The organism is Rhodococcus sp. Leaf247, from assembly GCF_001426185.1.
Taxonomy (GTDB): Bacteria; Actinomycetota; Actinomycetes; order Mycobacteriales; family Mycobacteriaceae; genus Rhodococcoides.
In genome coordinates, this window is record NZ_LMRP01000001.1 from 264,832 (window position 1) to 288,252 (window position 23,421).

Below are 23,421 nucleotides of genomic sequence, written 5' to 3' on the forward strand. Positions count from 1 at the left end.
GTCACTGACCCAAGGCGAAGCCGCTCTCAGCGGTGGGGACGGACAGCGCCGCCAACGTGGACACGTGGACGCTGTCCTTGATCGACGTCAGATTGGGTCCGCGCGTCGCGACGCGCTCGGCGGCCTGCCGTACGGCAGTCTCGATCACCTGGTCCTCTCCGGCGACCGTCTGGACGATTCCCGCTGCCACAGCGTCGGGACCTCCGTAGCGGCGTCCGGTCGTCATGGCCTCGAGCGCGGTCTGATTCGGGAGTCGCTCGAGAAGCAGCGTCGACATGCCGTGGGTGAACGGCATGCCCAGGTTCACCTCGGGCAGGCAGAAGAAGCCGCGGTCCTCGCGCATCACCGACGTGTCGTGGCACAGCGCGAGCATCGCGCCGGCCCCGAACGCATGGCCCTGCACCGCAGCGACGGTAGCCATCGGGTACCGCAGCAACCGGGTGTAGACGGTGTGCACCAGATCGAGGTACTCGGGGATCGCGTCCGCGTGGGAGAAGAGGTAGTCGACGTCCAGACCGTTCGAGTAGAACTTGCCGCCACCCACGGTGACCAGGGCTGCAGGGCCCTCCGTTGCATCCGCCTCGTCGAGAAGCTCGTGGACGTGCTCGATCCAATCGGGGTGGAAACGGTTCTCCGGATTCACTCCGTCCGCGTGGGCCAGGCTGAGAACGAAGACGTTTCCGTCGCGATCGAGTGAAGGCATGAGCGGATGGTACTAGCCGGTAACACGCCGGTGACGTCGGCGGCTGTCCACCTTGCGCCACCGCCCGGCCAGGGGCACTGTGCAGTCATGCAGTTCGCGGCAATTGTCCAACTCGTGGTCATCGTGCTGCTGGCTGCCCTGTCGGCGATGCTGCTGTTCGTCGGCGCCTTCGGATCCGGCGCCGTCCTGGCGTCGGGGGCAACGGTGTGGTTCTGGCGTCTCTACCGCGCCCACACCTGAACCCTCGTCAGTTCCGACGCGTCGCGTATCCGTCCGGGAGATCACCGGGCGCCACTGCGACGACCGTGTCGTCGTCGACTCCGACGTTCTCGAGAAACGTGATCTGCGCGAACTCGGGCACCACATGGATCGGGTACGTCGGGCCCTCGTCGCGGTAGGTCGTCATCAGTGGCAGATGGTCGTTCTGGAACAGCACCGTCTTCGAGCCGTCCTCCTCCACCCACGCCGGGAAGAAGATCGTGCCGTGGACCCGCCGGAGCCCGGGCATCACGTCCACCACGACGCAGGTGCCGGTGGGCTCGACCCACGAGATCTTGTAGACGTCGTCGGTGAGCCGCACGACGTCCACCTGCTGGTCCTTGACCCAGCGACCTCCCACCATCCCGCTGTGGATCCGGTAGTCGATGGTGGCGTCGTTCTTCACGTACATCTCGTACTGCCACCCGTTGGCGTAGGTGTAGATGAAGTGATGTCCCACCAGTCCGGTCAGATCCTGGTCCGGTGCGGGGCTCGCGGTCTCGGTCATCTCCCGATTCTGCCTGCCGCAGCGGGCACCCCCCGTCGGCGATAGGGTCGAGTTCGTGAGTACTCCCCCCACACAGGCCTCGTCTACGAACGTCCCCGTCGACCCGGAGACCGATCCGACCGGAGCCGCCGAAGCGGCCGCCGCGGCGCTCGCCGACATCACAGGCGTCGCCGAGCATCCCGTCGCGGTAGTGCTCGGTTCGGGATGGCAGAAGGCAGCCGAGCAATTCGGGACGCCCGAACACATCGTTCCGATGTCGTCGCTGCCGGGCTTTGCTGCCCCGAAAGCCCTGGGCCACTCCAGTGCGATGTGGTCGGTGGACGTCGAGGGCACCAGGGTCCTGATCCTGCTGGGACGCACCCACGCCTACGAAGGCCATCACCTCGGTCGCGTCGTCCATCCCGTGCGCACCGCGGCCGCCGCGGGCGCACGCACCATCGTGCTGACCAACGCGGCCGGGGGTATCCGTGAAGGAATGGCGGTCGGAGACCCCGTGCTGATCTCGGACCACCTCAACCTGACCGCACGGTCACCGTTGGTCGGCGCCCAGTTCGTCGACCTCGTCGACGCCTACTCGGCCGACCTCCGCGATGTGGCGCGTGAGATCGACCCGTCGCTGACCGACGGCGTCTACGCGGGACTGCCCGGTCCTCACTACGAGACCCCCGCCGAGATCCGCATGCTGCGCACCATGGGCGCAGACCTTGTCGGCATGTCCACCGTGCACGAGACGATCGCAGCCCGTGGCGCCGGAGCGCGCGTACTGGGCATCTCCCTGGTGACCAACCTCGCGGCGGGAATGACGGGCGATCATCTCGACGGTGCCGAGGTCATCGCCGCGGGCGCAGCGTCCGCCGAACGGATGGGAACCCTTCTCCGGCAACTCGTGACGCGCCTGTGAGCGACGTCCAGGCAGCAGTCGAAGCGTGGATCGCCGACGACCCGGACCCGGCGACCCGCGCAGAACTCGCGGCGCTCGACGCCACCGAGTCGGCCGCCCGGTTCGCCGGCACGCTCACGTTCGGAACAGCCGGGCTCCGCGGCCCTGTGCAGGCCGGCCCCAGTGGGATGAACGTGGCCGTGGTGACACGCGCGACGGCCGGCCTGGCCGCCTATCTCGCACGGCATCACGCGCGCGGATCCGAGGTGGTGGTCGGCCGCGACGCGCGGCACGGGTCCGCCGCCTTCGCCCGCGCAGCAGCAGAAGTGTTGGCCGCAGCGGGCTTTCGCATCACCCTGCTTCCCGACCCCGCACCCACTCCCGTTCTGGCGTTCGCGACACGGTCCCGGCGTGCAATCGCAGGAGTACAGATCACGGCCTCGCACAATCCCGCGGCCGACAACGGCTACAAGGTCTACCTCGACGGCGGCGCCCAACTCGTCTCCCCCGCGGATCGCGAGATCGAGGACCTCATCGGGGCCGCACCCGGCGCGGCCCACGTTCCGCGCACCGCGGTCGAGCCCACCTCCGACCCGATCGTGGCCGCATACCTGGACCGGGTCACCGATCGTGTTCCCGCTCGACCGTCCCACGGCGGGGTGCGCATCGCATTGACTCCCATGCACGGCGTCGGTGGAACCGTCGCCGTCGACGCGCTGCGCCGCAGCGGGTTCACCGACGTGCATACCGTGCAGTCGCAGTTCGATCCCGACCCGGACTTTCCGACAGTTGCGTTTCCCAATCCCGAGGAACCCGGAGCCACGGACGAGTTGCTCGCGCTCGCGGACCGAGTGGGAGCTTCCCTCGCGATCGCGCTCGACCCCGATGCGGACAGATGCGCGGTCGGGGTGCCCGGCGCTGACGGATGGCGCATGCTCACTGGTGACGAGACGGGAGCCGTTCTCGCCGAACACATCCTGCGCACCGCGACTCCGAACTCCCTCGTGGCCAACACGCTCGTGTCGTCCACGTTGCTGTCCGCACTCGCGCCCGCTCGCGGCGCGCGGTATCGACGCACGCTGACCGGTTTCAAATGGCTCGTCCGCGCCGGCGAGGGTCTGGTCTACGCGTACGAGGAAGCCATCGGCCACTGCGTCGATCCGGATGCGGTGCGCGACAAGGACGGGATCTCCGCCGCCGTTCTCCTGGCCCACGTGGTGGCCGAGCTCGCGGAGCAGGGTCGCACCGTGCTCGACGTGCTCGACGACCTCGACCGTGAGTTCGGCGCGCGCGTCGGAACCCAGGTGTCGCGGCGGGTGACCGACCTGTCCGAGATCGCCGACATGATGGCGAGGCTGCGTGCATCACCGCCCGAGACGTTGGCCGGATCCGAGGTGACGGTGCGTGATCTCGACTCTCCCGAGGCCGAACTCCGCACGGACGCAGTCGAACTGACCACCGACAGCTGCAGAGTCGTCGTCCGGCCGTCGGGCACCGAACCGAAGCTCAAGGCGTACCTGGAAGTGGTCGAACCCGTTCATAAAGACGACGGACTCGAGGCGGCGCGTGCGCGTGCGCGCGCGCGCCTCGAAGCCCTGGTCGCCTTCGCCGACAGCCTCTAGCGAGGTCCGAACTGACGGTCGCCGGCATCGCCGAGGCCGGGAACGATGTACGCGTTCGCATCGAGTCCGTCGTCGATGCTCGCCGCCACCAGTCGCACGGGCAGCCCGGACGACGCGAGGGCCTGCACGCCCTCGGGAGCCGCGACGACGCAGATACACGTGACGTCGTCGGCACCGCGCTGAACGAGAAGTTCGATGGTGTGCACCATCGATCCGCCGGTGGCCAGCATCGGATCCAGTACGTACACCGGGTATCCGGCCAGGTCGTCGGGCAGCGATTCCATGTACGGCACCGGCTGATGGGTCTTCTCGTCACGGGCGATCCCGACGAATCCCATCCGTGACTGCGGGATCAGCGAACTCGCCTTCTCCACCATGCCGAGTCCTGCCCGCAGCACGGGGACCAGTAGCGGGGGCTTCGCCAGACGCGTTCCCGTGGTGACCGCGACAGGCGTCGTCACCTCGAACTCGACGACGGGAGCGTCCCGCAGCGCTTCGTACACGAGCATCTGGGTGAGCTGGCGCAAGGCGGAGCGGAAGGCCGGGTTGTCCGTTGCCTGGTCGCGCATCTGAGTCAGCAGCGCGGACGCGAGGGGATGGTCGAGTACGCGCATGTCCATGTCGGGCGTGGTGTTCACCGGCAACACACTAGTCGCCACCGCACCGGCTGGTCGTGCTGACGAGCCGGGGAACCGTCGGCACCGCCAGGGCGTCCAACCCCGCGAGAACAAGGATGTTCGCGCACAGGATGGGTGGAGGAGAACATGGTGAGAGTTCCCGGTGTCGGCCCGGACGTGCACGGTGGTGTGGAGGTCGATATCGATGCGATGACCGCGCCCGCAGGTGGACTCGACGACGCGTCGACGGCCCTGCGTGAGGTCTCGACAGCCGTGAGCGTCGGCGAGACGGCGGCCTTCGGAGTTGTCGGATCCGACTTCGCGGCCGTCCTCGGCGCGGCATCGCAGCGCTACTCGGACGCTCTGTCGACGCTCTCGGACCGGTTCGCCGCGACTGCCGACGACGTTCTGCGTGCGTCGAGGAGCTACCGAATGGGCGACGAGTCGCTGTCCGACTCTCTGTCCGGAGGCGTGACCCGGTGATCGACGTGTTGGCCGCGCCGATCGAGGACCTGCTGCGGTGCGTCGGCTCGGAGGACGCAGTCGACAGGGCAGTGCGTACCGGCGACCGGCACGTCGCCGGGGCGGTACGCGCTGCCACGGACGCGTCGAGCGCACTGTCCGGGGTCTGGACCGGCACGGCCGCGGATGCGGTGCTGTGCTCCGTGCGGAGTTCGATCGAGGCGGGAACGGCGTTGATCACTCACGCCGGAGAACTCGAGGCAGCGGCAGCCGAGGCCACCGAGTCGATCGCCCGAGGTCGCGCCGAGCTGTCCGCGGTGTTGTCATCGTTCCTCTCGGCCGCGGGCGTCCTGCTGCCCGCAGCCCTCACCCCGGCAGGGCAGACAGCCCTGGTGGCTCTCGCCGCCGAGCATCTCGAGCGGGCCACCGTCGTCTACGCCCGCGTCCGCGCCGAACTCGACGCGCTGGCGGCGCGAGTCGCGGCGCTGGTCCTCCCGGAGATCCTCGGCCCCGCGTCCGCGATGAATGCGATCGTGCGGTCGTTCGTCTCACCGACACAGGCGGCGACGGTCGGCGACTTCCAGCCTTTAGTCGACCCGCAGACATCCGGCGCGACAGCTCCCGGCCATCGTGCCTACGACCCTGCCGATGGCGGCACCGGCACGTCGGTGACACTCCCCGACGGCAGTACATCTCTGGCTCCCAACAGCCGGGCAGCCAGCGCCGTGCGCTTCGCACTCGATCAGCAGGGCACGCCCTACGTCTGGGGTGGCACAACCCCGGGACAGGGACTCGACTGCAGCGGGCTCACGCAGAGCGCCTACCAGCACGCCGGTGTCGACATCCCTCGGCTCGCCTCGGACCAGTCCGTCGGAACCCCTGTCGGTGTGGAGAACGTGATGCCGGGTGACCTGGCCGTCTGGGACGGTCACGTGGCCATGGTCGTCGGCAACGGCCAGATGGTCGAGGCCGGCGATCCGGTCAGTGTCTCTCCCATCCGGACATCGAACTCCGGCATGGGCTTTCACGGGTTCTACCGGCCGACAGAATGACAAGGTCTCACATCGAGGTCGCGCCGTCGGGTGAGATCGTCTCGCTCGAGATCGATCCAGGCGAATTCGCATACGGAGGCGAGGCTGTCGCACGTGCCGTTCTCGATCTGCACCGAACCGCCCACCGGCCGCCGGCTGTTCCCTCTCCTTCGCCCTGCGTGTCGTCGAGAGATTCGTCCGGTCCGTTGTACCGAGCACGACTCGCGTCCACCGCGCTTCGCGACGGCCTCTCGGCGCTGGGCGCGGTGCGCGAATCGTGCACCGTCGAGGGCCGGGGCGGGTTCTCGGTGTCCGCGCACGCCGATGCGCACGGGTCCCTCGTCGTACTCCACATCGACGACCGCGTGCGCGACCGCAGCGCTCACCATGTCGAGAGCGTTGTCGTCGAAGCTGTGAACGGCGCGGTGAGAGACGCGGCTGCAACCAGGGAGGCCATCACGGCGCGGCTCCTCTCGGTGCTCGACGCAGCATCCGCCGACGGCCGCCGCTGAGATAGGCTCGCGGCCATGCCTGGAGACATCGTCCCGATCGAACTCGGAGTGACTGCGGGAAACCTCGTGACACTGTGGGCGCCCGAGTGGCGCGAGGACGGTGAGGAATGGGAAGCGTTCCTCGGCCGCGAGGACGACCTGTACGCGTTCCCGTCGGTCGCCGAGATGGCAGCGTTCATCCGCAACGACACCGACAACGACCTGGTGGAGCACCCGCGGTGGCGCACCGTGGTGGCGTTGTCGGCGGCGCACATCGAGCCCGACGACGAGCACGTCTTCGACCTCGTCGGCGTCCCGGAACTGGCAGCGGGTGAACCGGACGAGGAGTCTCTCGTCGAGCTCGCACGGTCGCTCGAAATGGCGCGCACTCTCGGCGAGGTCTGCGAACTGGATGCCGTCACCCGGTTCTTCTCCGCGAATCCCCTTCTCGGGGTTCTTTCTCGTGGCGCCGACGCCTTCGTCGGCCGTGAGGGCAGTCAGCTCTGGAATCGCATCGGCTCCGTCGTCGCCAAGGGATGGGACGCGGTTCTCGATGCGATCGACGCCGTCCTCGTCACCCCCGACGTCGATGCAGACGCCACCGCCATCGCCGACGCCGAAATCACGGCTGCGGCCGAGAACATCGTCGACGTGGACGACCTGGACGACGAGGACATCGACTCCGACGAAGACGCGGACTCGACCGTGATCGTTCCACTGGCCACCGACGAGGACGACGACGAGGACGACGAGGACGACGAGGACGACGAGGACGACGAGGACGAGACGTTCTGGGCCGCAGTAGGAATCGACCCGGTTCGCATCATCACCTCGGACGACACGTACTACACACTGCGGTGCTACCTGGACGACGAGCCCGTGTTTCTCGGTCGCTCCGGCGCCATTCTCGTATTCGGCAGTGAGCGAGCCCTGGCCCGCTACCTCGCCGACGATCACGATCATGACCTGACGTCGGTGAGTACGTACGACGACGTCCGCACCGCGGCAGTCGACGGTTCGCTGGACATCGAGGTCACCGACGAAAACGTCTACGTCCTTCCGGGTCTCGCCGACGACCTGGCTCGCGGCCCGCAGTTCGTCGATGTCGACCAGCTGGACCTGGCGGTCGAGTTGTTCACCGATGCAGCCGATTACGCCAAGGATCCTTCGGTGGAGGAAGCGTTGGCGACCTCCACGCCCCTCGGGTGGCTGGTGTCGTACATCGTCGAGCCGACCGAGGGCCGTATGGCGCCCAGTGCGCCGTTCGATGCCGAAGCCGAGTCCTGGCGGGCCCTGGAGCGCGAGTTCGAGACCCGGTTGCGCCCGACCACCTGACGGTTGCGCGTGATCGACTCAGGCGTCCGTCGACGGATCGAGAAGGGCACGCGCGTACGCCGCGACGGACTGCCGGTACCGCGGTAGATACGGTGTCAGCGCGTCGATCGTGAGCTTCGGCCGAACGTCCCGAATCATGCAGCGCCAGGGCAAGAAACACCGTTCGAGCATCTCCCGTCGACGGATCGGGAACCGCAGCACGCAGAACGTCGACGGCCTCGTCCAGCCGACCGAGGTTGCGCAGAGTGGACGCGTGCTGAATATCCAGCTGTGACCTGCGAGATCCGGCAAGTCCCGACGCTCGGGCGGCCTCGTACTCGACGACCGCCGCCTGTTCGTCGCCGACCGAGTCGTACACGCTCCCCATCTCGAAGTGCGCGATCGATTCGTCGAGGTCGAGTGTCGTGACGAGCTCCTGCAGACGCGTGACAGCGCCGGCGTGATCGTCCAGGTCGACGGTGTCCCAGTAGTCCGCGAGAGCTTCTTCCGGTGTCTGCGTCAGCTCGGGCGATGCGTTCCGGTCTTCTGTCATGCCACCATTGTCCGGCAGCCGTCGATTCTCGTCACCGCGCGCTTCACGCCCGCGTCGACATGCGTTACGGTGCGATCAGTGACTTCCTTCATGACTTGGTGACTCGGCCCTCCGGCCACTCCCGTGCACCGTTCCGGCGCTCGGTGGCATCTGCGTGCGACGTTGTCGGCGGCACCCCCGGTCCTTCGGTGACCGGCCAGGGTCCCGCCGCATCTGGCCCAGCATTCCTGCCACCCGGAAGCACATCGTGCCCACCTCACCTCGCCCCCTGCCGTCCCTCCGCGCCGATTGCCGTAGCTGCGTCGGATTATGTTGCGTGGCTTTCGCCTTCACCCGATCGTCCGATTTTCCCGTCGACAAGAACGCGGGCGACCCCTGCCCCAACCTGAGCACGTCCTTTTCCTGCACCGTGCACGACAGTCTGGATAGCCGCGGCTTTCGCGGATGCAGTGCCTTCGACTGCTTCGGAGCAGGACAGCACGTGAGCAGCAGACTGTCCGGCGGCCGCACGTGGCGCGACGACCCGTCGACCGCGGCGTCGATGTTCGCCGCGTTCAGAACCGTCACTGCGCTGCACGAACTGCTGTGGCACCTCACCCACGCGCGGCACCGCACCTACGACGACGACCTGAAGGCCGCCGTCGACGTCCTGGTCAGCGAGATCACGGCGAGTGTCGACAGCGCCGACCCGGCGGCCGACCTCGAGATGTACAGGGAGAGAGTCCGCCCGATCCTGGACGCGGTGAGCGAGGACGTGCGCGCATCGTTCCGCGCGCAGGGTGACCTCGTCGATCCGATTCTGGTGCGCTATGCAGACCTGGCCGGCCGCGACCTCCGACGTCTGCGCACGGTCGGTGCCGACCTGCGAGGTGCGTCGCTCCTGAGCTCCGACCTGCGCGGAGTCGACATGGCAGGCTGCGACCTGCTCGGCGCCGACCTTCGGGGAGCCGACGTCCGCGGTGCCGATCTCACCGACTGTCTCTTCCTGACACGCACCCAACTGGGAAGCGCACGCGCCGACCAGCGCACGCGGCTGCCGAAGTGGTCGGCATGAGCGAGCGTGGCCGTGCCTGAGTGTCCGTAAATCGCTCGGATCGACGGGATCCCGTCGATCCGAGCGAGTTGTGGACGCTGAGGCACGGCGCGTCCAGCGGGTGGCTTAGGCGCCTACCCCATCAACACCCGGTACCCGGGCTTCACGACGTCGTCGATGAGCGCCAACCTCTGATCGAACGGCAGGAACGACGACTTGAGCGCGTTGATGGTGAACCGCTCGAGGTCCGACCAGCCGTACCCGAAAACGGATGCGAGCGTGAACATCTCCTTGCTCATCGAGGTGTCGCTCATCAAGCGGTTGTCGGTATTGACGGTGACACGGAATCGCAGCCGCGCCAGCACGTCGAAGGGGTGCGCCTCGATGCTGGCGACGGCACCGGTCTGGACGTTCGAGCTGGGGCACAGCTCCAAGGGGATTCGTTTGTCCCGCACGTAGTTCGCGAGCAGTCCCAGTTCGTGGTTGCCGTCGACGTCCGTCGTGATGTCGTCGACGATGCGCACGCCGTGGCCCAGCCGGTCGGTTCCGCAGAACGCGATGGCCTCGTGGATGGACGGCAGGCCGAACGCTTCGCCGGCGTGAATGGTGAAGTGCGCGTTGTTCGCCCGCATGTACTCGAAGGCGTCGAGATGGCGGCTGGGCGGGAATCCCGCCTCCTTGCCGGCGATGTCGAATCCCGCGACGCCCTGGTCGCGGTAGCGGACGGCGAGCTCGGCGATTTCCCGTGACCTCGCGGCGTGCCGCATTGCCGTCAGCAGGCACCCGATGCGGATGGGACGACCGGCTGCATGCGCTGCGCTCTCACCCTGCCGGAAGCCTTCGAGGGTGTGTTCCACGACCTCGTCGAGTGTGAGCCCCTTCTCGAGGTGCTGCTCGGGGGCGTACCTGACCTCGGCGTAGACGACACCGTCTGCCGCCAGGTCCTCGGCGCATTCCCTCGCAACGCGCTGCAGGCCCTCGGCGGTCTGCATCACCGCGACGGTGTGGGCGAACGTTTCGAGGTACAGCTCGAGGGAACCGCTGTCGGCCGCATCGCGGAACCACCGTCCGAGGCTCTCCGCGTCGGATGCGGGCAGGCCGTCGTAGCCGCATTCGCTCGCCAGTTCCAGCACGGTACTCGGGCGCAGCCCACCGTCCAGGTGGTCGTGCAGCAACGCTTTCGGCGCGCGTGCGATGTTCTGCATGTCCAGTGGAGCAGGACCAACCGCCACATCGTCTTCCATGACTCCGACTTTAGTGTCCGTGACGGTGTTGCGCGCCCTACTCCTACAGCGGGTCCAGGATCCTTTTCAGGAACTGCCGGGTGCGGTCCTGCGAGGGGTTGCTCAGGACCTCCGCGGGGGTGCCCCTCTCGACCACGACTCCCCCGTCGACGAACAGAACCTGGTCGGCGACCTGCTGCGCAAATCGAATTTCATGGGTGACGACGATCATCGTCCACCCCTCGCTCGCCAGGTTCTTGATGACGGCGAGAACCTCACCGACGAGTTCCGGGTCGAGGGCGGAGGTGGGCTCGTCGAAGAGCATCAGCTGGGGGGCGAGCGCGAGCGCCCGCGCTATCCCGACGCGTTGTTGCTGGCCACCGGAGAGCTGGAACGGGTACTGATCTTCCTTGCCGGTCAGCCCCACCTGCGCCAGCAGTTCGCGCCCTGCGGCCTCCGCCTCCTCCCGTGGATGCTTCTGCACCACGATCGGCCCCTCGGTGACGTTCTGCAGAACCGTCTTGTGCGGGAACAGATTGTGCGACTGGAAGACCATGCCGCTCTGCGCGCGCAACGCGGACGTGGCGCCGCGGACGCGTCCCTTCGATTCCGATGACAGCGCCTCGAAATCGACCGAGACGTCACCGACCCGGATCGTTCCCGCGTCGGCGGGATCGAGGGCGTTGAGACTGCGCAGCAATGTGGTCTTGCCGGAACCGGAGGGGCCGACGACGACGGTCACGGTGCCCCGGTCCGCGGTGAAGTCGACACCGTTCAGGATCGTATTGCCGCCGAACGACTTCCGTAGCCCGGCTACCTCGATGAGGGGATTCTCGGTCATCTCGCCACGTACCTGTCCAGTCGGGTTTCCAGTCGACCCTGCACAGCCGAGAGGGCGATGCAGATGACCCAGTAGTACAGCGCCGCGACCGAGTACAGGGCGAAGAAGTCGAACGTCGGGGCGGCGGCGAGCTGGGCGACTCGCAACAGCTCGGTCACCAGGATGGTCGACGCGAGCGAGGTGTCCTTGACCAACGAGATCAACGTGTTGGACAGAGGAGGAACTGCGGTGCGCAAGGCCTGCGGGAGGACGATGCGCTGCAATGTCGTCCGGTAGCCCATACCGATGGTCTGCGCGGCCTCCCACTGACCCTTGGGAACTCCCAGGATGGAGGCTCGGACGATCTCGGCGGCATAGCCACCGACGTTGATGCTGAACGCCACCACCGCGGCCGGGAACGGAGAGATCACCACACCGAATTGCGGCAGCGCGTAGAAGACGATGAACAACTGGAGCAGCAGAGGCGTTCCGCGCACGATGGACACGTAGAAGCGAGCGAGCAGCGACAGCGGTCGGATCGACGAGATGCGCGCCAGCGCCACGGCCAGAGCGATGATCAGCCCGATGACGAAGCTGATCGCCGTCAGCGGCAGCGTCGTCGTCACCGTCGCCTTCAACATCGGCACCAGGTTGCGGGAGATCAGATCCCACGTCGACTGCGAGGCCGCGGCGGACTCGGTGGGAGCGGTAGCCGCCGCCGTCTCCGCATCGGGCACCGCGACGTCGGAACCGAAGTACTTCTCCGACGCGGCCGCGAGGGTTCCGTCGTTCTGCAGTTCCTCCAATGCCGTGTTCACCGAGTCCATCAGACCGCTGTCCTTGCGGGCTGCGAAGGCTTGCAGGCTGACGTCGCCGGTCTGCGCGGCGACGGACACCCCGGTGTCACCCGTCTGCGCGAAGTACTCCGCGACCGCCAACGAGTCGTTGACGGTGGCGTCCACGCGGCCGTCCTTGACCAGCGTGACGGCCTGGACGAACCCCTCGACCGCCTGCACCTGAGCGCCGGCGTCGGTGGCTACCTCGGCCCAGTTGCTGGTCGAGGACTGCGCCGTCGTCTTGCCGGCGAGATCGGCGAGCGAACTGATGGACGAGTCGCCGGTGCGAGTCAGGATTTCGCCGTCGGAGACCGTGTACGGCCGCGAGAGGTCGTACTTCGCGCGACGCTCGTCGTTGATGGTCACCTGGTTGGCGATGAGGTCGAACCGTTCCGACTCGAGTCCGGCGAAGATGGAGTCGAACGGAGTCTGGACGAACTCGACGCGTACACCGAGCTTCTCCCCGACGGCACGCACGACGTCGACGTCGTATCCGGTCAACTGACCGTCGTCACCCTGGAAGCTGAACGGGCTGTACGTGCCCTCGGTCCCGACCACCAGCACGCCGTCCTCGGTGACCGAGTCGATCAGCGGTCCGTCCGACGACGACCCGCACGCTCCCAGGAGTATCGAGAGCATCACGGCCACCGCCGCGGCGAGGCTCCACCGGCGACGCGTCATCTCACGACCCGATCCTGTCGAGGATCAGGGGTCGGGCGGTCTCCGCGACATCCCCGATGTCCCAGCCACCGCCGAGTGCCTCGAGCGCGCCGTCGAACTTCTCCGGGGTGTCGGTGTAGAGGGTGAACAACGGTTGCCCCTTCGTCACGCGGTCGCCTTCCTTCGCATGCAGACGCACGCCCGCTCCCGCCTGGACTGCTTGACCCTGCCGGGCACGACCGGCCCCGAGGCGCCAGGCCGCGATTCCCACGGCCATGGCGTCGACACGCGTGAGGACACCGTCCCGGTCCGCCGTCACGTCGTGCGTCTCACGGGCGGTGGGCAATGCCGCCGCCGGATCTCCGCCCTGGGCGGCGATCATCGCGCGCCACCGGTCCATCGCCGTACCGTCCCGCAGGGTGGCCGCGGGGTCGATGTCACCCAGTCCGGCTGCGGCAACCATCTCCCGTGCCAGTGCCAGAGTGAGCTCGACGATGTCGGACGGTCCGCCGCCGGCCAGGACGTCGAGCGATTCCTGCACTTCGAGTGCGTTACCCGCGGTCCGTCCCAGGGGCGTGTTCATATCCGTCACCAGGGCGATGGTGCGGACACCGGCATCGGTTCCCAGCTCGACCATCGTCGATGCCAATTCCCGCGCCTGATCGAGCGACTTCATGAAGGCGCCGGACCCGCACTTGACGTCGAGGACCAATGCGCCGGTCCCCTCGGCGATCTTCTTGCTCATGATGGACGCCGCGATCATGGGAATGGACTCGACCGTTCCGGTCACATCCCTCAGGGCGTAGAGCTTCTTGTCCGCCGGCGCGAGATCTGCGCCCGCCGCGCAGATGACGGCGCCGACAGCGGGGTCGTCGAGGATGCGCGTCATCTCCTCCGCCGTCAGGTCCGCGCGCCAGCCGGGGATCGATTCGAGTTTGTCGAGAGTGCCACCGGTGTAGCCGAGTCCGCGCCCCGAGAGCTGGGGAACGGCAGCTCCGCACGCGGCGACGATCGGCGCGAGCGGCAACGTGATCTTGTCGCCGATTCCGCCGGTGGAATGTTTGTCGACGGTCGGTCTGGAGATGGACGAGAAATCCATTCTGGAGCCGGACGCGATCATCGCTTCCGTCCACTGGCGTATCTCGCCGCGGTCCATTCCGCGGAGCAGAATCGCCATCGTCAGCGCCGACATCTGCTCGTCGGCGACCTCGCCGCGCGTGTAGGCGTCGACCATCCAGGAGATCTGGTCCGAAGACAAAGTGTGGCCATCGCGTTTGGTGGCTATCACCGATACGGCATCAGGCATCCGTCGCCTCCTTCGGGGCGTCGGAGGTGCGGCCGGCGGCAAGGTCGTCGGGTCCGAACGCTTCGGGGAGGAGGCTGCTCAATGAGCGAGGTCCACTCGTCGTGTCGATCATCAGATCACCGCCGCCGAACTCCAGCAGGAGCTGTCGGCAACGGCCGCACGGGAGAAGCACGAGACCCCGACTGTCGCAGCACGAGAACGCGATCAGTAGTCCGCCGCCCGAGGAGTTCAACGCCGACACCAGTCCGCACTCGGCGCAGAGCCCTAGGCCGTATGAGACATTCTCCACATTGCATCCCACGACGACCCGTCCATCGTCCACCAGTGCGGCAGCGCCCACCGGGTAGTTCGAGTAGGGCGCGTATGCGTGGGTCATAGCCTCACGGGCTCTGTCTCGCAAGGATTTCCAGTCCACTTCCTGCATGGGAGCGATCCTGTCACGACATCCGCCCGGATGTCGGAATCTACGACGGAACCGCATCCCCGATTGGACAGGCAAACCTAACTTCCCTGCGATGCGGAAACGCCAGGCCCAACGCGAATTAGTGCGTGTCCGGGCATGGGATTAGAGTTCGAAGAAGTCGTTTCACATACACGATCGAGCTGAGTTTCTCCGGTCTCACCCGGATCTCTCCACTCGTCGCGTCCATCAATGATGTTGGAGGCACTGCACTCGATGGCTACCTCGACCGAAGCCGCCCCGTCCCGGGAGCGCACGCGGTCTCTGTACCGCGGAGACCCTGGCATGTGGTCCTGGGTCCTGCACCGGATCACCGGTGTGGTCACGTTCTTCTTCCTGTTCGTCCACGTGCTCGACACGGCGCTCGTCCGTGTCAACCCCGAGGCGTACAACGACGTGATCGACACCTACAAGACGCCGATCGTCGGCCTGATGGAACTCGGCCTCGTCGCTGCGGTGCTCTACCACGCACTCAACGGCATCCGCGTCATGCTGGTCGACTTCTGGTCGAAGGGCACGCAGTACCAGCGCCTCATGCTCTGGGTCATTCTCGGCATCTGGTTCGTCGTGATGATCCCCGGCGCAGCGCGCATCCTCTACAACACCTTCACCGGGGGGCACTGACATGGCGACCACGGATGCCGGAAGCAAGCCGGCACGCACGCTGGGCACGTCGCACGACCGCCCCGCCAGCCTCGACAACCCGCGCTCACCGCGTCGGAAGAACCGGGGCAACTTCGAGCTCTACGCATGGCTGTTCATGCGTTTCTCCGGGCTCGCGCTCGTCGTCCTCGTCCTCGGGCACATGTCGATCATGCTGCTTCTCGACGACGGCGTTCACCGCATCAACTTCGCCTTCGTGGCCGGACGTTGGTCCAGCCCGTTCTGGCAGGTGTGGGATCTGACGATGCTGTGGTTGGCCCAGCTGCACGGCGGCAACGGCCTGCGCACGGTCATCGCAGACTACTCACGCAAGGACTCCACGCGGTTCTGGCTCACGACGCTTCTGGTCCTGTCGATGATCCTGATCATGGGTCTCGGCACGTACGTGATCTTCACGTTCGACCCCAACATCACCGCCAGCTAGGGGAGATTTCGATATGCAGGAACATCGTTACGACGTACTCATCGTCGGCGCAGGTGGCGCAGGAATGCGCGCCGCGATCGAAGCAGGCCCTCGCGCTCGCACGGCGGTTCTGACCAAGCTCTACCCCACGCGTAGTCACACCGGCGCGGCTCAGGGTGGCATGTGTGCCGCCTTGGCCAACGTCGAGGAGGACAACTGGGAGTGGCACACCTTCGACACCGTCAAGGGTGGCGACTACCTCGTCGACCAGGACGCGGCCGAGATCATGGCGAAAGAAGCCATCGATGCGGTTCTCGACCTGGAGAAGATGGGCCTGCCCTTCAACCGCACCCCCGAGGGCAAGATCGACCAGCGTCGATTCGGTGGCCACACACGCGACCACGGCAAGGCACCTGTCCGCCGTGCGTGTTACGCCGCCGACCGCACCGGGCACATGATCCTTCAGACGCTCTACCAGCAGTGCGTCAAGCATGACGTGGAGTTCTACAACGAGTTCTACGCACTCGACATCGCGCTGACCGAGACCGACAACGGTCCCGTCGCCACGGGCGTCATCGCCTACGAGCTCGCCACCGGTGAACTGCACGTCTTCCACGCGAAGTCGATCGTGTTCGCCACGGGTGGATCGGGTCGTATCTACAAGACGACGTCCAACGCCCACACCCTCACCGGTGACGGCATGAGCATCATCTTCCGCAAGGGACTGCCGCTCGAGGACATGGAGTTCCACCAGTTCCACCCGACAGGTCTGGCGGGTCTGGGCATCCTCATCTCCGAGGCGGTCCGAGGCGAGGGCGGCATCCTCCGCAACGCCGACGGCGAGCGCTTCATGGAGCGGTACGCCCCCACCATCAAGGACCTCGCACCCCGCGACATCGTCGCCCGGTCGATGGTTCTCGAGGTCCTCGAAGGTCGCGGCGCCGGTCCCAACAAGGACTACGTCTACATCGACGTGACCCATCTGGGCGCCGAGGTGCTCGAGGAGAAGCTCCCCGACATCACGGAGTTCTCGCGCACGTACCTGGGCGTCGACCCGGTGACCGAACTGGTCCCCGTGTACCCGACGTGCCACTACGTCATGGGCGGCATCCCCACCAAGATCCGTGGTGAGGTCCTGCGCAACAACGACGACATCGTCCCCGGACTGTTCGCCGCCGGTGAGTGCGCCTGCGTGTCGGTCCACGGCTCGAACCGCCTGGGAACCAACTCGCTCCTCGACATCAACGTGTTCGGCCGTCGCGCCGGCATCGCTGCCGCCGAGCATGCGAACAGCGTCGACTTCACGCCGCTGCCCGAGGCTCCGCAGAAGATGGTCGAGGACTGGCTCGAGCTGATCCTCTCGGATCACGGCTCCGAGAAGGTCGCCACGATCCGCTCCGAGCTGCAGCAGTCGATGGACAACAACGCGTCCGTCTTCCGCACCGAGGACACGCTGAAGCAGGCGCTGAGCGACATCCAGTCACTCAAGGAGCGCTACGGCCGGATCACCGTGCAGGACAAGGGCAAGCGCTACAACAGCGACCTGCTCGAGGCCGTCGAGCTCGGCTTCCTGCTGGAGATGGCCGAGGTCACCGTCGCCGGTGCCCTCAATCGCAAGGAGACTCGCGGCGGACACGCACGCGAGGACTACCCGGAGCGCGACGACGTCAACTTCATGCGCCACACCATGGCGTACAAGGTGGGCGACGGATTGCTCTCCGATATCCGCCTCGACTACAAGCCCGTGGTGCAGACGCGCTACGAGCCGATGGAGCGTAAGTACTGATGAGTGCAGCTGTAATCGACAACTCCGAAGACAAGAGCGACCTCCCCGCCGTCCCCGACGAAGCGGTCATGGTCACTCTGAAGATCGCTCGCTTCAACCCCGAGGACGACAAGGGCGCACACTGGGACAGCTTCCAGGTGCCCACCCTGGCTACCGACCGTCTGCTGAACCTGATGCTCTACGTCAAGAGCTACCTCGACGGCACTCTGTCGTTCCGACGCTCGTGCGCGCACGGCGTCTGCGGCAGCGACGCGATGCGCGTCAACGGTGTCAACCGTCTCGCCTGCAAGGTGCTGATGCGCGACATGCTCCCCAAGGACTCGTCGAAGTCCTTGACCATCACGATCGAGCCGATCCGCGGGCTTCCCGTGGAGAAGGACCTGATCGTGGACATGGAGCCGTTCTTCGACGCGTTCCGTGCCGTCAAGCCGTACCTGATGACCAGCGGCAACGAGCCCACGCGTGAACGCATCCAGTCGGCTGCCGACCGCGCCCGGTTCGACGACACCACCAAGTGCATCCTGTGCGCATGTTGCACCACGTCGTGCCCCGTGTACTGGAACGACGGCAGCTACTTCGGTCCCGCTGCCATCGTCAACGCGCACCGCTTCATCTTCGACAGCCGTGACGAGGGCGCTCCCGAGCGTCTCGACATCCTCAACGACGTCGAGGGTGTGTGGCGCTGCCGCACCACCTTCAACTGCACCGACGCTTGCCCTCGCGGCATCCAGGTGACGAAGGCCATCCAGGAAGTCAAGCGCGCGCTGCTCTTCGCACGCTGACCTCCTCGCACGTCCCGAAAAGCCCGCTCCTGCACTGCAGGAGCGGGCTTTCGTGTGCTCGCGCTACACGAAGGCGGAGAAGCCGGTCACTCCCCTGCCGACGATGAGATTGTTCATCTGGGAGGTGCCTTCGTACGAGTAGAGGGCTTCCGCGTCGGTGAAGAATCGGATGACGTCGTAGTCGAGAACGATGCCGTTGCCGCCGAGGATCTCTCTCGCCCAGCCGACAACCTCGCGGAGCCGCGTGGTGCAGTAGCTCTTGCTCAACGCGGCGTGCTCGTCGTGATGGACCCCGGAATCCTGGAGCTGAGACACCCGCAGCGCCATGCCGATGCACGCCGTGATGTTTCCGGCCATGCGGGCGATCAGGTCTGAGATCAACTGGAACGACGCGATGGGCGCACCGAACTGTTCGCGTTCCTGCGCGTAGGCAACGGCCTTCTCGAAGGCCCCGATCATGACGCCGACAGCTCCCCAGGCGACTCCCCCGCGCGTCAGCGACAGCACCTTCGCGGTGTCGGCGAAGGAGTTGGCGTGCTCGAGCTTGTTCGCGACGGGCACTCGGCAGTTCTCGAAGTACAGGTCGGCGTTCTCGACGGCGCGGAGCGAGTACTTGCGTTCGATCTTCTCGGCGCGGAACCCCTCGAACTCCTTCTCGACGACGAAGCCCTTGACCTCTCCGTCCGCCTCGTCCTTGGCGTAGACGATGACGAGGTCCGCGAATGTCGCGTTGCCGATCCACCTCTTGCTGCCGTTGAGGACCCAGTGATCCCCGTCGAGGCGTGCCGTCGTCTCCAGACCGCCGGCGACGTCGGATCCACCGTGCGGCTCCGAGAGCCCGAAGGCGCCGATCTTCTCCATCCGCCTCATGGCGGGCAGCCACCGATCCTTCTGCTCGTCGGATCCCAGGATGGCGATGCTGCTCATCGCGAGGCCGCTGTGGACGGTGAACATGGTTCCTGTCGACGGATCCACGCGGGAGAACTCCATCCCGAGCCACCCGGTGAACACCTTCCGGGCGGGCTCCCGACCGTCGAATTCGTATTCGAGCCCGACGATTCCGAGCTCCGCCAACCTCGGCAGCAGGTGTACCGGCGACTGCGCCTTCTCCCAGAACTCGTTGGCACGCGGGGCGACCTCGTCCTCCAGGAACTGACGAACCGTGAGCACGATCGCCGATTCCTCGTCGGTGAGCACTCCTTGGTAGCCGAACATGTCGGCGGCCAGGAAATCCGGTGACAGGGGTCCCAGCGGTTCGTGCTTGCTCATGTACAACTCCTGAGGTCGTGACAGCGATCGATGCGGTTACCCGTCACCGTGGTACACGGTTACCCCGGATGTCGGCGAATCAGACGGATTCGTCCCGGCATCGATCACGTACTCGAGGTGTTCTCGAGGGGTCCACGGCTCTTGTACGGTCGGCGTCGAGGGTGCAGGCTCGACAGAGAGAATCACCTGTCGATGCAAAGGAAACGACATGACACTGTCCGCACAGCACTCGTCCCGCACTGCTCTGGTCACCGAATCGGATTGCGACCTCGCCGAGTTCCACCGGGTCGTCTCCGCGACCACCGATCCGGCGGACTATCCGTATTCGTCCTCCGTGGAGAGCAACGTCCTCTTCTACGACGCCGCCACGCTCGACACCGCGGGCGATCGCGTCGGCCTCCAGGACGAGATCGCACGGGCACTGCTCGACGGCCCGGGGATCGTGGTGTTCCGCGGCGCCGTCACGAGCGATCACGCGTTTCGAGAGGTCACCGAGTACTTCGAGTCCGTCGTCGAGCGCCAGCGCCGCGACGGCACGGGCAGCGGCGACCACTTCGCGAAGCCGGGCGCGAACGACCGCGTCTGGAACGCACTGCAGAAATTGGCGCTGGAGGCGCCCGAGCTCTTCACCCGGTACTACTCGAACGATGTCCTGGCCCTCGTCGCCGAAGCGTGGCTCGGACCGATGTACCAGGTGACGTCGGCGGTGAACGTCGTCAATCCTGGTGGTGCCGCACAGAATCCCCACCGTGACTATCACCTCGGGTTCATGGACCCCGCGACCGCATCACGCTTCCGGGCCCACGTCCACCGGTTGTCGCCGGCATTGACGCTGCAGGGCGCGGTGGCCCACTGCGACATGCCCATCGAGAGCGGGCCGACGATGTATCTGCCGTTCTCCCAGCACTACGAACCCGGGTACGTCGCATTCGGTCTACCCGCCTTCCAGGAGTACTTCGCGCAGAACTACGTGCAACTGCCCTTGAGTAAAGGCGACGCGGTGTTCTTCAATCCGGCTCTCTTCCACGCCGCCGGTCACAACACGTCGACCTCGATCAAGCGCATGGCCAACCTTCTGCAGATCTCGTCGGCGTTCGGGCGAGCGATGGACAGCGTGGACCGCGAGGCCATCGTGACCTCCCTCTATCCCTCGCTCCAGGAGTTCGCGGCGACCCACGGCGAACGGTCGGTCGCGAATGTGGTGGCCGCCTCGGCCGAGGCGTATGCATTTCCGACGAACCTGGACCTGGACCCGCCGCTGACCGGCCTGGCCGCCGAGACGCAGGCCGAGCTGGTGCACAGGGCACTCGACGAGAACCTCTCCCCCGACGAGTTCGCCGACGAGGCGGCCGCCATGAGTACCCGTCACCGGCCCTGACGTCTCTCGGTTGTGCACCGGCTCTCTCGCCGGGCGATAGTGGTGGCGTGAAGGACGACACGGACGCCTCGACGAGCACGGACACGAGCGACGACACCCACCCCGAGCCCACGATCGGGCGAGGCCTGGTGCTGCTGCTCGCCGTCACGTGCGGCGTCCTGGTCGCCAACCTGTACTACGCGCAACCCCTGCTCCACAGCATCGCGCGCTCGTTCGACGTCGACAACGCCACCGCGGGCATCCTGGTCACGACCGCACAGATCGGGTATGCGGTGGGCCTGGCGTTCCTGGTGCCGCTCGGCGACATGATCGAGCGGCGGCGCCTCATCGTGACCGCGGCGGTGGTGTGCGCGATCGCCGACGCTGCCGCCGTCGCCGCCCCCGCGTTCTCCGTCCTCGCGGCAGCATTGATCCTGGCCGGTATCGGGGCGTCCGCAGCCATGGTGATCGTTCCGTTGAGCTCGGCGCTCGCCGCGGAGGAGGATCGCGGGCGCACCGTCGGCACCGTGATGAGCGGACTGCTGACGGGCATCCTGCTGGCACGGACGGTGAGCGGGTTCTTGTCCGAAGTCGGCGGGTGGCGCTTGGTGTTCGCAGTCGCGGCCGTCGTCATCGCGATACTCGCCGCGGTCCTGTGGCGCTTCGTTCCCGTCTCGACTCCGGTGGTGACCGAGTCCTACCGCGGCATCCTGGTGTCCATCCTGACGTTGGTCCGCACCGGCCGCGAGCTTCGCCTCAGGATGGCTCTGGGTGCGTTGCTGATGGCGTCGTTCTCCGTCATGTGGACCGGCCTCGCCTTCCTACTTGCCGCTCCCCCGTTCTCGTACGGTGACGCCGTCATCGGACTCTTCGGCATCGCCGGGGTCGCCGGCGCAGCGATCGCTCCTGTCGCCGGCCGGATGGCGGATCGAGGACGCGGACGCCTCGCCACGACGCTGTGCCTGACCGTGCTGCTCGCGAGTTGGGTTCCGCTGTATCTCGGATCCGGGAGCGGTGCCGTGTGGGCCGTTGTCGTCCTGCTGGTGGGCATCGTGGCCCTGGACCTCGGAACGCAGGGTGCCCACATCGCCAATCAGAACGTCGTCTTCGTTCTCGACCCACCGGCGCGCAACCGCCTGAACACGGCGTACATGGTCAGCTACTTCGCCGGGGGCGTGGTGGGTTCGAGCGCGGCGTCGCTGAGTTGGTCGATGGGCGGATGGACCGCGCTGTGCATCGCCGGCGCCGGTATGTCGGCTGCCGCGCTGGTGGCGTGGGGGCTGTGGCGGACGGCGTCATCGGGGAGTGTTGTAGGGAGTGACTACGTGCACGGGTGACGGTGAGTCCTGGACGCCGTGCACGGCGCCCGCCGCCTGCATCAGGAGCCGGCACGCCAGCCGGGCGTCTGCGCGCAGATCGTGATGGAGGACGGCACTGATCGACCGGTCCGCCAGCAGCCGACGGTTGTCCGCGTCGAGATCGTGCGCGATGAACACCCGGCACCGTCGGCCGACACGCGCGAACGCCCGCACCGTCGCGAGGTTTCCGCCACCGATCGAATAGACACCCTCGATGTCCGGGTGCGTCTCGAGTGCGGCGACGACCAGATCCTCGACCGTGTCGTCGAGACCGCTGCTGCGCGCGATGTCGACGACGGGGCGGGTCACACCCGACGAGGTCGCCCGCAGCGCCCGCCGGAAGCCGATCTCACGGTCACCCTCGTTGCGGAAACTGTTGTGACTCAACGTGACCAGCACGGCCGCGGGCGACTCTCCGAGCCACTGGTCCACCAGGTACGCAGCCGTTGCTCCGGCCGCGTGGTCGTCGATGCCGACGTAGGCGATACGCGCGCTGGAGGGCACGTCGCTGACGTAGGTGACGACGGGTATCCCCGACGCCGACAGGACGTCGAGCGCACGCGCCACCTCCGGTTCGTCCGGCGCCTTGACGATCACGCCGTGCGATCCTCGAAGTCGGATGCGGTCGAGAGTCTCGAGCATCGCCTCCACCGACTCGGTCTCCCGGAAGTGGAACCGCGAGCGGACGACGGCCGGGGACAGCATCGGAAGTTCCGACTCGATCGAGGCTCGCACCTGCGCGCAGAAGCGTTCGGGTGCCTGCATCACCACGTCGAAGAAGAACTTGCGCCCTGACAGTCGTAGCTGGCTGCGCTGCTTGTCCAGGTCCGCGATCGCCTGGCGCACCTCTGCGCGGGTGTCCTCGCGGACGCCGGGACGCTCGTGGAGAACTCGGTCGACGGTCGCCTCGCTCAGCCCCGACTGCTGCGCGATCTCCCGAACCTTGTAGCGATGGCCCACAGCCGTGTCCTCTCGAGGTGTTTTTGATGCCTCCAGAGTGTTGATCACACGGACGAGTACCGCAAG

At 66.7% G+C, this 23,421-nt stretch carries 25 protein-coding genes and 1 pseudogene; 14 read left to right on the forward strand and 12 right to left on the reverse strand.

Annotated features, from left to right (window positions below):
• Position 1: 1 nt before the first annotated feature.
• The gene (locus tag ASG64_RS01190) at positions 2 to 703 is read right to left on the reverse strand and encodes an enoyl-CoA hydratase/isomerase family protein (RefSeq protein ID WP_056069297.1); all 702 of its coding nucleotides are present in this window, start codon (positions 701 to 703) and stop codon (positions 2 to 4) included.
• 87 nt (positions 704 to 790) lie between these two features.
• Between ASG64_RS01190 and ASG64_RS21820 the strand changes: the two genes are divergently transcribed.
• Complete coding sequence (locus tag ASG64_RS21820) at positions 791 to 943, forward strand: hypothetical protein (RefSeq protein WP_042573166.1); 153 nt, start codon at positions 791 to 793, stop codon at positions 941 to 943.
• A 7-nt stretch (positions 944 to 950) separates the two neighbouring features.
• Here the strand turns inward: ASG64_RS21820 and ASG64_RS01195 are convergent, their stop codons facing one another.
• Positions 951 to 1,469 (reverse strand): phenolic acid decarboxylase, encoded by a 519-nt coding sequence (locus ASG64_RS01195; protein WP_042573165.1) that lies wholly within the window; start codon positions 1,467 to 1,469, stop codon positions 951 to 953.
• 55 nt (positions 1,470 to 1,524) lie between these two features.
• On the opposite strand from ASG64_RS01195, the gene ASG64_RS01200 reads away from it, so the two are divergent.
• Both ASG64_RS01200 and ASG64_RS01205 read left to right on the forward strand, forming a co-directional pair.
• The gene (locus tag ASG64_RS01200) at positions 1,525 to 2,370 is read left to right on the forward strand and encodes a purine-nucleoside phosphorylase (RefSeq protein WP_042573164.1); all 846 of its coding nucleotides are present in this window, start codon (positions 1,525 to 1,527) and stop codon (positions 2,368 to 2,370) included.
• Positions 2,367 to 3,971, forward strand: coding sequence for a phospho-sugar mutase (locus ASG64_RS01205; RefSeq protein ID WP_056069300.1), 1,605 nt, complete (start codon positions 2,367 to 2,369; stop codon positions 3,969 to 3,971). Before ASG64_RS01200 ends, ASG64_RS01205 begins: the two co-directional genes overlap by 4 nt.
• Here the strand turns inward: ASG64_RS01205 and upp are convergent.
• Positions 3,968 to 4,591, reverse strand: a complete 624-nt coding sequence (gene upp, locus ASG64_RS01210; protein WP_042573366.1) for a uracil phosphoribosyltransferase — start codon at positions 4,589 to 4,591, stop codon at positions 3,968 to 3,970. The two genes, ASG64_RS01205 and upp, sit on opposite strands and share 4 nt — an antisense overlap.
• A gap of 144 nt (positions 4,592 to 4,735) precedes the next feature.
• On the opposite strand from upp, the gene ASG64_RS01215 reads away from it, so the two are divergent.
• Genes ASG64_RS01215 through ASG64_RS01230 form a run of 4 tightly spaced genes read left to right on the forward strand, consistent with a single transcriptional unit; the run spans position 4,736 to position 7,907 of the window.
• The gene (locus tag ASG64_RS01215; protein ID WP_156388226.1) at positions 4,736 to 5,071 is read left to right on the forward strand and encodes a hypothetical protein; all 336 of its coding nucleotides are present in this window, start codon (positions 4,736 to 4,738) and stop codon (positions 5,069 to 5,071) included.
• Positions 5,068 to 6,102 (forward strand): C40 family peptidase, encoded by a 1,035-nt coding sequence (locus ASG64_RS01220; RefSeq protein WP_056069305.1) that lies wholly within the window; start codon positions 5,068 to 5,070, stop codon positions 6,100 to 6,102. Before ASG64_RS01215 ends, ASG64_RS01220 begins: the two co-directional genes overlap by 4 nt.
• On the forward strand, positions 6,099 to 6,593 hold the full coding sequence (locus ASG64_RS01225) for a YbaB/EbfC family nucleoid-associated protein (RefSeq protein ID WP_056069308.1): 495 nt from the start codon (positions 6,099 to 6,101) through the stop codon (positions 6,591 to 6,593). Before ASG64_RS01220 ends, ASG64_RS01225 begins: the two co-directional genes overlap by 4 nt.
• Before the next feature lie 15 nt (positions 6,594 to 6,608).
• Complete coding sequence (locus tag ASG64_RS01230) at positions 6,609 to 7,907, forward strand: hypothetical protein (RefSeq protein ID WP_056069311.1); 1,299 nt, start codon at positions 6,609 to 6,611, stop codon at positions 7,905 to 7,907.
• An 18-nt stretch (positions 7,908 to 7,925) separates the two neighbouring features.
• Here the strand turns inward: ASG64_RS01230 and ASG64_RS21825 are convergent, their stop codons facing one another.
• Both ASG64_RS21825 and ASG64_RS22280 read right to left on the reverse strand, forming a co-directional pair.
• Entirely contained in the window at positions 7,926 to 8,045 is a 120-nt protein-coding gene (locus tag ASG64_RS21825) for a tetratricopeptide repeat protein (protein ID WP_200933451.1), read from the reverse strand.
• Positions 8,014 to 8,439: pseudogene (locus ASG64_RS22280) on the reverse strand (tetratricopeptide repeat protein); the annotation flags it as partial. The pseudogene ASG64_RS22280 and the gene ASG64_RS21825, both read right to left, overlap by 32 nt.
• Positions 8,440 to 8,920: 481 nt before the next feature.
• Here ASG64_RS22280 and ASG64_RS01240 point away from each other — a divergent pair.
• Entirely contained in the window at positions 8,921 to 9,493 is a 573-nt protein-coding gene (locus ASG64_RS01240; RefSeq protein WP_235579450.1) for a pentapeptide repeat-containing protein, read from the forward strand.
• A gap of 113 nt (positions 9,494 to 9,606) precedes the next feature.
• On the opposite strand, the gene ASG64_RS01245 is transcribed toward ASG64_RS01240, so the two are convergent.
• Genes ASG64_RS01245 through ASG64_RS01270 form a run of 5 tightly spaced genes read right to left on the reverse strand, consistent with a single transcriptional unit; the run spans position 9,607 to position 14,741 of the window.
• On the reverse strand, positions 9,607 to 10,716 hold the full coding sequence (locus tag ASG64_RS01245) for an adenosine deaminase (RefSeq protein ID WP_056069320.1): 1,110 nt from the start codon (positions 10,714 to 10,716) through the stop codon (positions 9,607 to 9,609).
• A 43-nt stretch (positions 10,717 to 10,759) separates the two neighbouring features.
• Positions 10,760 to 11,536, reverse strand: coding sequence for an amino acid ABC transporter ATP-binding protein (locus ASG64_RS01250; RefSeq protein ID WP_056069322.1), 777 nt, complete (start codon positions 11,534 to 11,536; stop codon positions 10,760 to 10,762).
• Positions 11,533 to 13,032 (reverse strand): ABC transporter permease subunit, encoded by a 1,500-nt coding sequence (locus ASG64_RS21075; protein WP_082517960.1) that lies wholly within the window; start codon positions 13,030 to 13,032, stop codon positions 11,533 to 11,535. Before ASG64_RS21075 ends, ASG64_RS01250 begins: the two co-directional genes overlap by 4 nt.
• Before the next feature lies 1 nt (position 13,033).
• Positions 13,034 to 14,317: a thymidine phosphorylase gene (locus ASG64_RS01265; protein WP_056069324.1), complete on the reverse strand. Its 1,284-nt coding sequence runs from the start codon at positions 14,315 to 14,317 to the stop codon at positions 13,034 to 13,036.
• The gene (locus ASG64_RS01270; RefSeq protein ID WP_056069325.1) at positions 14,310 to 14,741 is read right to left on the reverse strand and encodes a cytidine deaminase; all 432 of its coding nucleotides are present in this window, start codon (positions 14,739 to 14,741) and stop codon (positions 14,310 to 14,312) included. The genes ASG64_RS01265 and ASG64_RS01270 overlap by 8 nt, the downstream gene beginning before the upstream one ends.
• A 252-nt stretch (positions 14,742 to 14,993) precedes the next feature.
• Here ASG64_RS01270 and sdhC point away from each other — a divergent pair, with 252 nt between their 5' ends.
• From sdhC to ASG64_RS01290, 4 genes are read left to right on the forward strand one after another with little or no spacing between them, the layout of a single operon-like run.
• Positions 14,994 to 15,401 carry a succinate dehydrogenase, cytochrome b556 subunit gene (gene sdhC / locus ASG64_RS01275; protein ID WP_082042887.1) on the forward strand — a complete coding sequence of 136 codons (408 nt, stop codon included), beginning with the start codon at positions 14,994 to 14,996 and terminating at the stop codon, positions 15,399 to 15,401.
• Position 15,402: 1 nt separating this feature from the next.
• Positions 15,403 to 15,864: a succinate dehydrogenase hydrophobic membrane anchor subunit gene (locus tag ASG64_RS01280; protein ID WP_042573153.1), complete on the forward strand. Its 462-nt coding sequence runs from the start codon at positions 15,403 to 15,405 to the stop codon at positions 15,862 to 15,864.
• Positions 15,865 to 15,877: 13 nt separating this feature from the next.
• A complete protein-coding gene (gene sdhA / locus ASG64_RS01285) occupies positions 15,878 to 17,629 on the forward strand; it encodes a succinate dehydrogenase flavoprotein subunit (RefSeq protein WP_042573152.1) in 1,752 nt (583 codons plus the stop codon).
• On the forward strand, positions 17,629 to 18,411 hold the full coding sequence (locus tag ASG64_RS01290) for a succinate dehydrogenase iron-sulfur subunit (protein WP_042573151.1): 783 nt from the start codon (positions 17,629 to 17,631) through the stop codon (positions 18,409 to 18,411). The genes sdhA and ASG64_RS01290 overlap by 1 nt, the downstream gene beginning before the upstream one ends.
• Positions 18,412 to 18,474: 63 nt before the next feature.
• On the opposite strand, the gene ASG64_RS01295 is transcribed toward ASG64_RS01290, so the two are convergent.
• A complete protein-coding gene (locus ASG64_RS01295) occupies positions 18,475 to 19,680 on the reverse strand; it encodes an acyl-CoA dehydrogenase family protein (protein WP_042573150.1) in 1,206 nt (401 codons plus the stop codon).
• Positions 19,681 to 19,888: 208 nt separating this feature from the next.
• Here ASG64_RS01295 and ASG64_RS01300 point away from each other — a divergent pair, with 208 nt between their 5' ends.
• Together ASG64_RS01300 and ASG64_RS01305 are read left to right on the forward strand one after the other, a co-directional pair.
• Positions 19,889 to 21,058, forward strand: a complete 1,170-nt coding sequence (locus ASG64_RS01300; protein ID WP_056069328.1) for a phytanoyl-CoA dioxygenase family protein — start codon at positions 19,889 to 19,891, stop codon at positions 21,056 to 21,058.
• A 47-nt stretch (positions 21,059 to 21,105) separates the two neighbouring features.
• Positions 21,106 to 22,374, forward strand: coding sequence for an MFS transporter (locus tag ASG64_RS01305; protein WP_156388227.1), 1,269 nt, complete (start codon positions 21,106 to 21,108; stop codon positions 22,372 to 22,374).
• Here the strand turns inward: ASG64_RS01305 and ASG64_RS01310 are convergent.
• Positions 22,333 to 23,355: a LacI family DNA-binding transcriptional regulator gene (locus ASG64_RS01310; protein WP_056069331.1), complete on the reverse strand. Its 1,023-nt coding sequence runs from the start codon at positions 23,353 to 23,355 to the stop codon at positions 22,333 to 22,335. The two genes, ASG64_RS01305 and ASG64_RS01310, sit on opposite strands and share 42 nt — an antisense overlap.
• Positions 23,356 to 23,421: the final 66 nt, after the last annotated feature.